The sequence below is a fragment of the Balneola vulgaris DSM 17893 genome (assembly GCF_000375465.1).
GTDB classification, from domain to species: Bacteria; Bacteroidota; Rhodothermia; order Balneolales; family Balneolaceae; genus Balneola; species Balneola vulgaris.
The window spans coordinates 1170143-1183041 of record NZ_AQXH01000001.1; the positions used below are offsets into that span (position 1 = coordinate 1170143).

The following is a 12899-nucleotide window of genomic DNA, read 5'->3' on the forward strand; positions in this document are numbered from 1 at the left end:
ATATTCATTCAAAAAACGGACGTTATATGAAAAAGACTTTAATCGGATTAGCAGTAGCCCTGTTGGTAATATTTCCAGCTACTGTTTTTTCACAAGTAGGTATCACAGGGGTTCCCTTTCTTCAAATTGAACCCGATTCAAGAGGTGCTGGTATGGGTAACACAGGAGTGGGTATTGCTGATAATGCAGCCGCTCTTTTCTGGAACCCAGCAGGACTCGCCTTTCAACGTGATAACCAAGCAAGCATCACTCACTCAAATTGGCTCGCAAATTTTAACGTAAGCGATCTCTTCTACGATTATGTAGTAGTTAAGCAGTATGTAGAAGGAATCGGAACCATAGGTGCTCATCTAACCTATTTGAACTTAGGTGAACAAGCTCAAACTGGTGAAAGTCCTGATGTGATTTCTCGATTCAACAGTTATGAACTCGCATTAGGCCTCTCTTATGGTACTGAGGTAAATAAAAACCTTGCGTTAGGAGGTAGTTTACGCCTCATTTATTCAAGTTTAGCCAGTGGAACCACGGTTTCTCAACAAGAAGTGAATCCAGGTTCTAGTGTGGGTGTAGACATTGCCATGCTCTATAAGTCAAACCCATTTGATTTAGGGTCTTCTGATGCCATTGCAAGTTTCGGTATCAACCTTTCAAATTTAGGCCCTGGAATTCAGTACTCCGACAACGCTCAAAAGGATCCAATTCCAACACTGTTGCGCTTCGGACCTGCCATAAATATTGGACTAGACGAAGACCGTATTAACGAGATAACCGTAGCAGTTGATATCACGAAAGTAATGGCTCGAAAAGAGGCTTATGAAGTACAAAGTGGAGATTCGACAGTAACGGAATACCGCTCTGTTGGTCCTTTAAAAGCACTAGTTGAATCATGGAGTACGTACAAACCAATTGATCCTAATTCGGGGCAAACTACTACGGTTACTTTACTTCAGCAGTTTATGATTGGTGCTGGGATGGAGTACTGGTATGATAAGCGTTTCTCACTCCGAGGTGGTTACTACTACGAAGATCCAAACAATGGTGATCGTGAGTATATCACCTTTGGTGCTGGTTTAAGGATTAATAAATTTGGGGTCGATTTCAGTTATATAAAAACCCTTGAATCTGAACATCCTTTGGCAAACACACTTCGCTTTAGTGTACTCTTGAATTATTAATCTATATGGCCACTTATAGGAGAATTTTTAATAGGAGCATGTTAGTAATAGGCATGCTCTTTTTATTTACTGCATCTACTGTGGGGCAGAATTCTTCTATTCAACGAAGTCATTCATTACAACCATTTTCTAAACCAGCCACTACATCAATCCCTACTACAGGCACCTTAAACGTAGTTGCTGTGATGGTTGAATTTCAGCCCGACTCCAACGAATTGACCTCGGGAATTGGAACTTTTGGGCCGGGTGGAATCCCCTATTTAGAAAGTAGCCCAACAAATATTGATCCCCTTCCCCATAATCAATCCTATTTTGAGGCTCATCTCGCTTTTGCGGCCAACTACTTTAATCGTGTATCAGATGGGCAGCTTTCGATTAACTACCAGGTACTTCCTCAAGTCTACACATTGGATAAGAAAATGGAAGAGTATTCACCGACCGGTGAGACATTTACTTATCACAAATTAGCTCAGCTTACCTTAGACACTTGGAATGCTGTTGAAGCAGAAGGTGGATTTGATGCTACAGGTTTAGATCCTGATGAAACCGCATTTATCATATTCCATGCTGGTGTAGGTCGTGATATTGAACTTATTGGAACTTCCCTAGATATCACACCACAAGACATCCCTTCTATCACCCTACGTAAAGAAGACTTAGGGCAACTTTTTGATGACCCAAATTTCGAGGGCATTCCTGTAAATGGAGGTTCCTTTAGAATCACCAACTCACTTATTCTACCCCGTACTGAATCACGCCGAGGTGAAGACATTCAAGAGAACGAAGTAGTGCTACCACTGTCAATAAATGGGTTGTTATGTGCATCCATTGGAAGTCATCTTGGGCTACCCGATTTATTCAACATTGAAAATGGGGAATCTGGAATTGGTCGTTTTGGCTTAATGGACGGTGCAAGCATTTTTGCCTACAATGGTCTTTTTCCTCCTGCACCATCCGCTTGGGAAAAAACATATTTAGGATGGGAAACTCCATTTCTAATTAATACGTCAACCCCAAATCCCATTTCACTTCCAGCTGCAAGTTTAGCTCAACCAAACAGTATTGCTAAACTTGAACTTTCCTCTTCTGAATACTTCTTAGTTGAAAACCGACACCGTGACCCCGAAGAGGATGGCGTAGTTATAACTATCCAAAAGCCCTCCGGTGCCATCATTCAACAAAGCTTTACCAACCAAAATGAAGACTTTGTATTTCAGACCTCCGAATTTGACGCCCAATTTGAATCAGGGGTAGTGATTGATGTTGACAATTTTGACTGGGCATTACCTGGAGGTTTAGACATTGGCAGCGATAATGAAGCAGGAACTGCAGATGATCGAAACCTCAATGGTGGGATACTTATTTGGCATATCGATGAAGCCGTATTGAATACAAATTTAGCACAAGACCTTGGTGTAAACCAAAATGACAGTCGTAGAGGTGTTGATTTAGAAGAAGCAGATGGTTCGCAAGATATTGGTAAGCCTTTAGATGGAGCCCTCGATAATAGTGCTGCGTTTGGTTCCCCATTTGATTTTTGGTGGGATGGAAATGATGCACGAGTCGTCAATCAAGGAAATACCATTCAGCTGTATAAAAATGAATTTAGCCGAACGAGTACACCTAGTAATGCAAGCAACACTGGGGCTATTCAGCCATTTAAACTCACTAACTTTTCCGAGAACCAAGCTATTGCCACCTTCCACATTGAAGAGCAAAACCTCGATGACCTTTTATATACTCATTTAGAACTCCCACAAATCGACGCGAATTTTAGAGCAAAGCGTTCCCTACATACCGAATCATATCCATTAAGCGTAAGCCTATATATTACTCAAACCGATTCATTTCTTGTACTGAATAGTACCTCATCAATAGAGTTACTTCATCTGAATGATGTAAACCAAGAGGTATATTCCATACCAATTGGTTCCACTCAGCAGGTTTTAACTGGGCAACAGCTTATTGTAGCACAAGACCCCTCCCTCTTTTCGCCTATTTCAATATCCGCTTATGATTGGAATCCGATAACCCCATCATTTGATGAAGTTTGGACAAATACATCTGCACCAAATTTTGGATTCATGAGTAGCCAGAACGGAGACTCACTCTTTTTAGATTTCACTTCCAATGCCTTCGATTTCAATGATGGTAGCATTCTAAGTAATAGTGTATCACCTACTTTCAAGTCTGAAGTTCACCAAAATGAGTATGCTTTTATTCAGGGACCTGAGGTACGTTTCAGTAGCCCAGCCCTGCCAACCTATTTACACAATGGCATCAACCGGAATTATGTTGGTACTATCAAAACAAACGGCAGTAATTTCTATTACATCTTAACCGACGAGCGATTAACCTTGGTGAATCCTTTGTTATCGGATCCCTTCGTATCCATTTTTGAATCTGATACAATCAATTGGCCTGCCATCAGTGAAGACCTCGAATTTTTTCTTGTTGATCAACAATCCAATGCATTGATTGGAATAAATAAGAATGGTGCCATTTTAGATCACTTCCCCATCACTGCGCCGAAGACCTTTAAATTTACAGGTACCCCATTACTTGCAGACCTGAATGGAGATAATGAACAAGAGTTGTTAGTAACAGCTACTGATGATTATTCATTGAATATTCTAGCCTACTCAAAATCTGGAGATATGCTCGAAGGATTTCCATTATATGTAGGAGAAATTAATTCTAAACAAACACCTCTCCATCCTATCATAGTTGACAATACACTATATGCCATAAGTGAAGATGGTGATATTAAAGGATGGGAGTTTACTTCGTTAACTACCTCAGAATGGTCATCTATGTATGGTAAGAATCGCTTTAATAAAGTCTCCGCTACGGCTACCATTTCAGATGAACCGAGCACTGTATTTAATGTTCTGAACAAAGCTGAAACGTATAACTGGCCAAATCCAGCTAATGAATTCACTCATATCCGATATGAAACCAAAGATATGGGTGAAGTGGAAATCAACATCATCAACCAAACTGGGCAACGTGTTTTTTCACAAAAAATAAAAACGCTTGGTGGGGCTCCCGAAGAAATAGAAATTAATACCTCTAGTTGGGGAAACGGTGCGTACTATGCTATGGTGCAGGCTACCGTGAACGGTAAGAAGGAATCGAAACTCATCAAAATAGCGGTGATTCACTGATGCGTTTATATTATCTATTCTTACTATTGGGGTGCTTTGGTTTTGTTCAAACTGTTCAAGCGCAAACTGACCCTCAATTCTATGATTACCCCCAAAATCACTTAAAGTGGTTCACTATTGAAACCACACACTTCCTCATTCACTTTCAAGAAGGAAACAGCCGTTCAGCTCAAGTAACCGCTCGCGTTGCAGAAGAAATTTATACCCCCATCACTGACCTTTATCAATACGAACCGGATGGCAAAGTGAGTATAGTGCTCAAAGACCGTGAGGATTACAGTAATGGTGCTGCTTACTTCTTTGATAATAAAATTGATATTTGGCTACCCGCTTTAGACTCTCCTTTAAGGGGTACTCATAATTGGCTTCGAAATGTAATTACGCACGAATTTACACATATCGTGCAGATTCAAACGGCCATGAAAAGAGACCGTTCGTTTCCTGTTACCTATTTTCAATGGCTCTCTTATGAAGATGTTCGTCGGCCTGATGTTCTATACGGTTTCCCAAATGGTATCATTACTCATCCATTTGTCTCTATAAACGTACCAGCTTGGTTAGCGGAAGGTACAGCGCAATATCAACGAACGGGGCTATACTACGAAACCTGGGATGCTCACCGAGATATGATACTGCGTACTCGAATTCTCTCTGATTCATATTTCTCGCTCACTGAAATGGGTACCTTTTCTTCTAAGAACTCATTGGAACGAGAAACCGTCTACAATCAAGGCTATGCCTTCGTTATATATCTAGTTAACCGTTTTGGCGAAGACGTGTTAAGAAGCATATCAGAAGCATTAGCGAACAAAGGCACCTACGATGTGGCCACTGCTATTGAAAGTGCAACGGGCATTGATGGTCATGTTGTTTTTGAGGATTGGATTCGTGACCGCACAGCCTTTTATACCGAAGCAACGTCTAAACTTACCCCTTCCCCATCTTCCTACATTGAAAGTGAGGGCTTTTTCAACTTCTACCCTAAAAGTACCGCAGACGGAAATACCATTGCTTACTTATCTAATAAAGGGCGCGACCACAGCCTTGTTTCACTGTATATTAAACACCGTGATGAGCTTAAAGAATTAGGCATGGTTGCACGTATCCCAGATATTCCAGCATGGGATCATACCGCACTCTTCGAAAACCCAGTTATAGCGTACTTAGGCACCTCTTTATCATTCTCGCCTGATGGCTCACAAATCGTTTATTCTGTTAACAAAGCCACAAAATATGGCGAGTCTTTCCGTGATTTATTTACTTACAACTTGAACACGGATGAAACGAAACGACTCACGAAGGGAGCGAGAATAGAATCTCCTGCTTGGTCGCCAAACGGTAAGCTTATAGCCGCTGTGCAATACCATAAAGGCACACAAAATCTTGTATTTATTAATCCAGATAATTCAGAAATCACACCCCTTACCGACTTCCAAAATGGCGAGACTATTTACACTCCTAGTTGGCATCCTGATGGTGAACAGATTTACTTTGCGAAGGCTGATCACGGTAATAGATCCATTTATGTGATGGACGTCGCAACAGGAGATATTCGGTCTGTTTTAAAACACGTGGATATAGACTTTAGAGATCCTCAAACTTCCCCTGATGGGCAGTATTTATACTATGCGGCGGATGAAGATGGCATCTTCAATATCTATAGATATCACTTTGAAAAAGGTAGCAGTGAACAGATTACCAATGTACTTGGGGGCGCTTTTATGCCAAATATCCTTGGGGGCAATCACCTGCTTTACGCTGAGTATGAAGCCGATGGATATAAAATTAAACGTACTGATCTTACTCCAACACAAAGCTCGGGTTACCAACCTCAGTTTACGTCAACTGCTTTAGCCTATGCTCCACCTGCAGAAGATATTCAGCGTTTAAATGAATTTGATGATCGTGACTTGAGCCCCATATCCGATTCAACCCTTTCTCAATTGAAAAGAGAGCCTATGGAATTAACATTTAATTCTGCCAAGGCTTCAAATGAATCGGCAACTATTCGGAAATATGAAGACACCTTTACCGATTTCTCTTTCTTCCCCGTCATCCGCTTTGATAACTACACCAAGAAAAATGGCAACAATGGTACTTTGCTTAAAGAAGGTCGAGTTGGTGATTTAGGTGAAAACCTATTACGTGATTTCAAACCGGGTTTTTATTTCAGTACTCGTGATGTACTCGACAAACTCACCATCTTCGGTGGAGCTATGCTTGGAGTGGCATCTCGACCTGCCGAAAGTATCGGTGGGTTCTTTAAACCCGACCGCATTCTTGAGCTGGATAGGGATTTATTTCTAATTGCAGAACATCGTGGATTACCATTTATCGAAGCTAGTTGGTCTCCCACTGTTTCTATTGAGCTGTACAATTTACGCCGTAATGTGTCGAATGGACTTCAAATAGAAGAATTCAAATGCACATCCTGTGTTCAAAAAGATACGTCGAATGTCGACATCGCTTACCAAATTTGGGAAGCCAATTTATTTCTCAGAAGTAAACTTAGTAGGCGTTCATTGCTTGAATTCGGGATAGGCTATAGCCCATATACCGTTGAAACGGACAACTTCTTTTCTAAAGAATTAAATGCACTAGTAAGCGGTAGTTCGTCTCAGTATTTCAAAGGAACTACCCTATCCGCTGCCTATACTTTTAATTACTACGAGTTCACCACTGATGCTGATATTGCTCCTGTAGGCTTAAAGGGATATTTACGCTACCAGTATCAGCCTAGTAAGCTTTTGGATGAGTACGAGATCAAAGACGGTGCACTACTCCCTATTTACTCTACTACAAAAAACCATTCTGCGGAACTCCATCTTCGCTATGGTTTCAAGTTAGCATCAGGGCAAGCATTCCAAGCTCGAACTCGAGGCTTCGCTTATTTCAATACCCCAGAAGACTCATTCTATACCGATTATATTGGCGGCTTTATGGGGATGAGGAGTTATCCATATTTTGCATTAGGTGGCGATAGAACGGTGTTTACCTCTCTATCCTATTTTGCACCACTTATTAAAAATATTACTAAGCAAGCAGGGCCGTATACCATAGATAAATTATACGCGCGTCTCTTTTTTGAAACTGGAAATGTGTGGAACTCCCCCTTCAGCGACAATAGTTCATTGAAGTCGGGCGTTGGTGCAGAGTTACGTTTAGCGATGAATGGGTATTACTTATTTCCTTTGAAATTCTTTATTAGTACCTCATACGGTTTAAACGAATTTGATATTACTTTACCTCCAGAATTTGTAACCGGTTCTCAATCAAATAGAGTAACATACGGAAGAGAGTTTATCTTCCACTTTGGACTAACCTTCGACTTTGAACTTCTATGAAAGCGCTGATTCTTACAGTTTGTGTCTACATTTTGGTGCCTACTATAGCTAGGTCGCAGGTTAAAAACGATTTTCAAGGGGCTATCATAAAGCTTCCAACTGAGACTCAAATCCCGCTGCACTTTCAAAAGTTTGAGTATCAAGCATCTAATACATCAATAGATCAAAGAAATATATTGCAAAGGCACGCTGGCTTAGCTTTCCTATCCTCGGCTATTTTACCGGGTACTGCTCAAGCTGCTAATGGGAAGTGGGTTCGTGCTGGGGCCTATTTTGCCACTGAATTATTTAGCATTCTGTATTACATCGACCGCAATAATACAGCTAAGCGTCAAGAACGTAATTATCAGAAAATGGCGAATAGCAAATGGAGTGTGGTTGCCTATGCGCAATGGTTAGTTGGTTATTATGATAACAACGCAGGCATTTCAAACCCAAGAATTGATGAGCTCAGGAATATGGTTGCTGGCCAAGACCCAAATTTTGGGAATACTCAAGCAGACTGGTCGGTAGTTGATATTCGCTTACTTCAACAAATTGAAAAAGAAACGCCTCTTGTATGTGGAACTTGTAGTCCGGGAAATTTCTCTCATACTTTGCCGGCATATGGCTCCCAACAGTACTACGAACTGATTAGTAAATACTACCAATTTGAAGCAGGTTGGGCTGATTTCTATCAACAGAATGTAGCACAGAATAACCCCAACTATAATTACCAGTATGATTTGAATGGCTCCTTTGCCTCCCCACTTTTTATTGAAGGAGCAAATGATGCCAAAGCATTTAATAACAACTACAGACGCGCAGGGAACATTTTGAATCTTTTAGTTATAAACCATGTAGTCTCTGCTATTGATGGTTTATTTACTGTAAAGCTCAATAATAGCCGTTTGGAAGCCCGAACTGATTTGTTAGGTGCCGAGACTTTTTCTGTAATCTTACACTTTTAACATCCTGCTACATGCCGTATTTTTCGAGTATGCTCAAGCGAATTCTGACAAGTAAAAAATTCTACCTCACCATTCTAGGTGTAATCCTATTTGGGGCCTGCTCTTTATTGTTACTCGATAAAGTGATCATGCCATCCTACACCAATTATTATGAAGGGGTTACTGTACCTGATTTAACACGTGTTTCTTTAGAGGAAGCAGAGGTTAAACTCACTAATATTGGACTTCGATATGAAGTGGCTGATCGCCGAGCTAATTCTGCCTTTCCAGCGAACTATGTAATCGACCAACAGCCTGCTGCAACCACCATTGTTAAGCCCAATCGTAAAATCTATCTCACAGTAAACACTGAGGTAAAACCACAGGTTATTGTACCTAACGTAACGAGTCTTTCATTCCGTAATGCTAAGATTCAGCTACAAAATTATGGCTTAGATGTAGGTTCTGTGAGCTATGAATCATCTAGGTTTAAAAACTCTGTACTCCGTCAATCAATCCCTGAAGGGACTACCGTGTCCAAGGGTACATTAGTAGACTTAGTGGTGAGTGATGGCCTTGGTGATAAGATTGTTCAGATACCAGAAATCATAGGATTACGACTTCCACAAGCACAGTTAAAGCTTAGAGAAGCAGGTCTTAACATCGGCGAGATTCTATTTAGACCATCAAAAGAAGTAGTGCCGAATACCGTATTAGATTTTACCCCGAAAGTTACTGAAATCATAGAAGGCGAAAGCTTAGACCTTGTAATCTCAGAACGTTTTGACGCCATTGAGCAAGTGGAAGGTGGAGTCGTTAACATCGATTCAACTGGAAACAAAAGTAAAAAACCAATTATACCCAATAATAAGTAATGGATTTCCAACTACCGATTCTAGCACCTTCAATTTTAGCCGCCGATTTCACTCAACTCGGTAAAGACATTAATGACTGTATTGAAGGAGGTGTTACTTGGATCCATTGTGATATTATGGACGGGCACTTTGTACCAAACATTAGCTATGGTCCAAGTATTGTAAAAGCAGCAAAAAAATCCGCTCCCGAAGCTTTTATGGATGTTCACTTAATGATTGAAGATCCAGACAAGTATGTGGAAGATTACATCAATGCAGGGGCCGATTTAATTTCTGTGCATTATGAAGCTTGTCCACACTTACATCGCTCAATTCAGAACATAAAGAAACACGGCGCAATGGCCGGTGTAGTAGTAAACCCCGCCACTTCTTTGTACAACATAGAGCCTATCCTAGAGTATGTTGATCTTGTACTCATCATGAGCGTAAATCCAGGCTTCGGTGGCCAAAGCTTCATCGAAAGTAGCTATGACAAGCTCCGCGAGTTGGCTGATCTAAGAGAAGCGGGCGACCATAGTTTCCTGATTGAAATAGATGGTGGGGTAAGCTTAAAAAACATTGAAGCAGTTGCTGAAGCTGGTGCAGATATTTTAGTTGCTGGAAGTAGTGTATTCAGTGCTGAGGATATCACCGCTCGAGTTAAAGAACTTACAGACAAGCTACAGTAAGGTATCTCTTTCGCCATTATTTGCGTATCTTTAGGCCGTAATTTTGAATTCAATTTAATATCGCTATCGAAGACGAACGCACGCTTTTAGAGCAAGTCATCAATATTTCCGAAACCGACCCAATTTCACTATTCGGTTTACACGATAAGAATATCCAAGTTTTAGATAAGGCATTTCCTGAAACTCGAATTAATGCTCGTGGCGACCGTGTAAAAGTTACAGGGCCTAGTAGGCAAGTAGCCCTAGTACAAAAGATTATTGAAGGGATGATTGAGGTGGCTGTTCGCAAAGGTTCCATTTCAGAAAATGAAGTCAAAACTCTTATCACCCTAAAAAGTGGAGAACAAAGAGCTCGTGAACCCCGCCCAATGAACGTAGGGGATGGCGAAATCATCATCTATACCCATGATGGTGAAGCTATCTACGCCAAGACTCCAGGCCAGAAGCGTATCATCACTGCTTCCAATCAAAATGATATTTTATTCTCTGTTGGTCCAGCTGGAACAGGTAAAACCTATACATCGGTTGCCCTTGCGGTAAAAGCCTTAAAAGAGCGACGTGTTAAAAAGATTATCTTAGCTCGGCCAGCTGTGGAAGCGGGTGAAAGTTTAGGATTTCTTCCTGGCGACTTAAAAGAGAAAATTGACCCTTATCTACGCCCGCTATACGATGCCTTAGAGGACATGATAGAGCCAGATAAACTTGAACTATACTTAACAAAGAACATCATTGAGATTGCTCCATTGGCTTATATGCGTGGGCGTACATTGAATAATGCTTTCGTAATTCTGGATGAAGCGCAGAATGCAACGAATGCACAGATGAAGATGTTTTTAACTCGTATTGGCTTCAACAGTAGAGCCATTATTACCGGTGACGTTACACAAACTGACTTACCTCGAAAACAAGAATCTGGACTTATCACAGTTCAAAATATTCTTAAAGATGTAGATGGTATCGACTTTGTGTATTTAAGTGAAGAAGATGTAGTGCGTCATAAATTGGTGAAAGACATCATTAAAGCATACGAAAAATTTGAAGAGACGAAGTAACCCAACATACTTCTGTAATCCATTCCATGACTAAAACTAACACGATTTGTGCCGCACTATATGAGGGCACATTCTCCGTAGGGCTCGATAAAAAATTTAATCGCATATCCCGAGAGGACAAGCCTGCTAAAGGAGCGCTTAAAATTTCGCTCAATCCCTTTTTAATTGCCAATGAAGAACGCAATTATCTTTTTGATTGTGGCATTGGCGAATTTGGTGAAGATACTGGACCTCATTTCATTCGTGAAAACTTAGAACGATTCGACCTCACTGAATTCGATATAACCGATGTTGTATGTAGCCACCTACATTATGACCATATCGGTGGACTCGCCCATAAAGAGAATGGATACTGGGAGCTAACCTTTCCTGACGCTAAAATTTGGGTCTCCAAGAAAGGATGGGAAAAGGTGATGAGTAAAAAGGTGTGGTATGATGAAGAAAAAACTGAATTCATATCTTTCATCGATGCAAAAGCTGACCTCCATTTTCTAGAACAAGAAGATCAGCCATATGCAGAATTAAAGGTTGAAAAAATTGGTGGACATACAGAATTTCATCAAGTATTGTTATATAATGATGGGGCTTATAAATTTATGATGGCTGGAGATGTCATCGCTACACGTGGGCAGGTGAATAGAAAGTTTGCCGCTAAATATGATTTTGATCCGAAAGAAAGTCAGAAGCAACGAGAACGATTAGCTAAACTTGCTTTCGATGAAGGATATACAATATTAGGGTATCATGATGATAGCACGCCTATCATAAAACTAACGGGATATGACGACAGAACTGGATACATCACAGAAGCAGTCGAAGGCAATGGCGCTTCCTGAGTATATATTAGAAATTAGGGACTTTTTACTAGATCAGGGTTTTCCAGAAAAGCTTGATGCTACTGTCATTCTCGGGTCTGGCTTAGGCGACTTTGGAAGCCAGATAGAGGACGCTATTACTATTCCCTATGGTCACATCCCAAACTTCCCTCAATCGACCGTTCAAGGGCATTCTGGAGCACTTATATGTGGACATGTAGATGGGAAAAAGACGCTCGCTTTTTCGGGCCGATTCCACTTTTATGAAGGCTATGATTTTTCAACTACAGTAATACCTGTGCATTTAGCAAAGGCATTCGATTCAGAAAAATTGATTGTGTCAAATGCTGCCGGTGGAATCAATCTAGATTTTAGAGTAGGCGATTTAATGGTTATTGAAGATATCATTCGCCAAAATTTTGATCTAAAAGCAGCCCCATCGAAAGGGTTATGGAGTTTAGATCTCAACCCAATTGCTGATCAAGTTCAAAATATAGCCACATCCGTGGGGGTAAATACCAAACGAGGTACCTACTTATATGTTAAGGGGCCTAATTACGAGACTAAAGCGGAGATCAAGGCTTTTAGAATAATGGGTGGCGATGCAGTTGGTATGAGTACGGTTCCTGAACTTATGGAAGCCGCTCGACTAGGCGTAAAATCGGCTGCAATTTCGCTCATAACCAATGCCGCGGCTGGTGTAACCGACCAGAAGCTCGATCATGCGGAAGTTAAAGAAGCCGCTGAGATGAAAAAGAATGAATTCGCCCAATTAGTTAAAGGCCTCATTCAAGCTTTTTAAGCTCCTCTCAACTATAAAAAAAGCCTGAACTATAGAATAATTCAGGCTTTAAATATCTACTTACAGCAACTT

At 40.8% G+C, this 12899-nt stretch carries 9 protein-coding genes; all 9 read left to right on the forward strand.

Translation table 11 applies throughout. The annotated features are described in order from the left end of the window. Positions 1–26 precede the first annotated feature (26 nt). The 9 genes from porV to B155_RS0105095 all read left to right on the forward strand — a co-directional run bounded on the left by porV (position 27) and on the right by B155_RS0105095 (position 12827). Entirely contained in the window at positions 27–1175 is a 1149-nt protein-coding gene (gene porV / locus B155_RS0105055; protein ID WP_018127160.1) for a type IX secretion system outer membrane channel protein PorV, read from the forward strand. Between the two features lie 38 nt (positions 1176–1213). Then, positions 1214–4342, forward strand: coding sequence for a T9SS-dependent M6-like inactivated metalloprotease (locus tag B155_RS0105060; RefSeq protein WP_018127161.1), 3129 nt, complete (start codon positions 1214–1216; stop codon positions 4340–4342). Then, complete coding sequence (locus B155_RS0105065) at positions 4342–7686, forward strand: LpqB family beta-propeller domain-containing protein (RefSeq protein ID WP_018127162.1); 3345 nt, start codon at positions 4342–4344, stop codon at positions 7684–7686. Before B155_RS0105060 ends, B155_RS0105065 begins: the two co-directional genes overlap by 1 nt. A 176-nt stretch (positions 7687–7862) precedes the next feature. After that, on the forward strand, positions 7863–8636 hold the full coding sequence (locus B155_RS0105070) for a hypothetical protein (RefSeq protein WP_169331274.1): 774 nt from the start codon (positions 7863–7865) through the stop codon (positions 8634–8636). A gap of 29 nt (positions 8637–8665) precedes the next feature. Continuing rightward, the gene (locus B155_RS0105075; protein WP_018127164.1) at positions 8666–9490 is read left to right on the forward strand and encodes a PASTA domain-containing protein; all 825 of its coding nucleotides are present in this window, start codon (positions 8666–8668) and stop codon (positions 9488–9490) included. Next, a complete protein-coding gene (gene rpe, locus B155_RS0105080) occupies positions 9490–10158 on the forward strand; it encodes a ribulose-phosphate 3-epimerase (RefSeq protein ID WP_018127165.1) in 669 nt (222 codons plus the stop codon). The genes B155_RS0105075 and rpe overlap by 1 nt, the downstream gene beginning before the upstream one ends. A 65-nt stretch (positions 10159–10223) precedes the next feature. After that, complete coding sequence (locus tag B155_RS0105085) at positions 10224–11210, forward strand: PhoH family protein (protein ID WP_040368054.1); 987 nt, start codon at positions 10224–10226, stop codon at positions 11208–11210. A 26-nt stretch (positions 11211–11236) separates the two neighbouring features. Beyond that, positions 11237–12046, forward strand: a complete 810-nt coding sequence (locus B155_RS0105090; RefSeq protein WP_018127167.1) for an MBL fold metallo-hydrolase — start codon at positions 11237–11239, stop codon at positions 12044–12046. After that, on the forward strand, positions 11991–12827 hold the full coding sequence (locus B155_RS0105095) for a purine-nucleoside phosphorylase (protein WP_240386247.1): 837 nt from the start codon (positions 11991–11993) through the stop codon (positions 12825–12827). Before B155_RS0105090 ends, B155_RS0105095 begins: the two co-directional genes overlap by 56 nt. Positions 12828–12899 lie beyond the last annotated feature (72 nt).

Excerpts from the sequence above, each read along its gene's own strand:
- porV (WP_018127160.1), top strand. The coding sequence starts at position 27 with ATGAAAAAGACTTTAATCGGATTAGCAGTAGCCCTGTTGGTAATATTT.
- B155_RS0105060 (WP_018127161.1), top strand. The coding sequence starts at position 1,214 with ATGTTAGTAATAGGCATGCTCTTTTTATTTACTGCATCTACTGTGGGG.
- B155_RS0105065 (WP_018127162.1), top strand. The coding sequence starts at position 4,342 with ATGCGTTTATATTATCTATTCTTACTATTGGGGTGCTTTGGTTTTGTT.
- B155_RS0105075 (WP_018127164.1), top strand. The coding sequence starts at position 8,666 with ATGCTCAAGCGAATTCTGACAAGTAAAAAATTCTACCTCACCATTCTA.
- rpe (WP_018127165.1), top strand. The coding sequence starts at position 9,490 with ATGGATTTCCAACTACCGATTCTAGCACCTTCAATTTTAGCCGCCGAT.
- B155_RS0105090 (WP_018127167.1), top strand. The coding sequence starts at position 11,237 with ATGACTAAAACTAACACGATTTGTGCCGCACTATATGAGGGCACATTC.
- B155_RS0105095 (WP_240386247.1), top strand. The coding sequence starts at position 11,991 with ATGACGACAGAACTGGATACATCACAGAAGCAGTCGAAGGCAATGGCG.